The 1,274-nt window shown below is 65.2% G+C and carries 1 protein-coding gene; it reads left to right on the top strand.

Annotated features, from left to right (window positions below; all coding sequences use genetic code 11):
- The first annotated feature begins 114 nt into the window (after positions 1 to 114).
- The gene (locus ACYVLV_RS04205) at positions 115 to 1,266 is read left to right on the top strand and encodes an IS30 family transposase (RefSeq protein ID WP_460807935.1); all 1,152 of its coding nucleotides are present in this window, start codon (positions 115 to 117) and stop codon (positions 1,264 to 1,266) included.
- Positions 1,267 to 1,274: the final 8 nt, after the last annotated feature.

The raw sequence follows: 1,274 nt of genomic DNA, 5'->3' as shown, positions 1-1,274 counted from the left end.
GGCGGGTTCAGGCGGTGAACGCAACACCTTGATCTGATCGAGGTGATTGACGTGGGCCGTCCTCCGGTGCGCGTTGAGGTTCAGCGAGTGTTCTGGCAGCACGTGGCGCGAGGTATGTCGGTCGTAGAAGCTGGCCCTGTATGCGGTGTGTCGCGACCCACCGCGCAGCGGTTGTTCGCACGATCTGGTGGTGTGACCCCATCGATCATCAACGAGCCGGGCGGGCGTGGTTTATCGTTCGCTGAACGCGAGGAAATCGCGGTACGTCGTGCCGCTGGGACCGGTGTTCGTCAGATCGCCAGGGAGCTGGGTCGCTCGCCCTCGACGATCAGTCGTGAGTTGGCCCGCAACACCACCAGTGCCCGGGGTGGGTACCGGGCCAGCACCGCCCAGCAGGCCGCAGACACCCGTGCACGTCGTCCCAAGCCAGCGAAACTCGCCACCGACCTGCGGCTGCGACGATGGGTCCAGGACCGGCTCGAGGAGAAGTACAGCCCCGAGCAGATCGCTGGCCGGGCGCGGGTCGAGTTCCCTGATGAGGAGGAGATGTGGGTGTCGCACGAGACGATCTACCAGGCCCTCTACGTCCAGGGCCGTGGAGCTCTGCGGCGCGAACTCACCGCGTCGCTACGCACCGGGCGGACACTGCGTAAACCCCGGGCCCAGGGCCAGGCCGAACGCGCCGGGCGGGGTCGGGACCGGATCAAGGGCATGGTCAACATCAGCGACCGACCCCCCGAGGTCGCGGACCGTGCGGTGCCAGGTCACTGGGAAGGCGACCTGATCACCGGCAAAGAGAACCGGACCGCGATCGGAACCCTGGTCGAGCGGACCACCCGGTTTCTGATCCTGCTGCACCTACCCGATATCGGTCCCGGCTCCCACGGTGCGGCCGCGGTCGAGCAAGCCATGGCGACAGCGATGGCCGACCTCCCGTTGTTCTTGCGTCAATCGTTGACCTGGGACCAGGGAATCGAGATGGCCAACCACCTCAAGATCGCTGAAGCAACCGACCTGGACATCTACTTCTGCGACCCGGCATCGCCCTGGCAACGAGGCACCAACGAGAACACCAACGGTCTGCTGCGTCAGTACTTCCCCAAAGGGACCGACCTGTCCTTCCACGGCCCCGGGATCCTTCAGAACGTCGCACGCGAGCTCAACAACCGACCCCGCAAAACCCTCGGCTTCAAGACCCCCGCCGAAGCCCTGCAAGAACTACTCTTCAACCACAACAACAACCCCGGTGTTGCGCCGACCGCTTGAATCCACCC

The sequence above is a fragment of the Nocardioides salsibiostraticola genome, from assembly GCF_054783655.1.
Note: the sequence above shows the minus strand (reverse complement) of the source record. Positions and strands in the feature narration are given on the sequence as shown.

Excerpts from the sequence above, each read along its gene's own strand:
- ACYVLV_RS04205 (WP_460807935.1), top strand. The coding sequence starts at position 115 with ATGTCGGTCGTAGAAGCTGGCCCTGTATGCGGTGTGTCGCGACCCACC.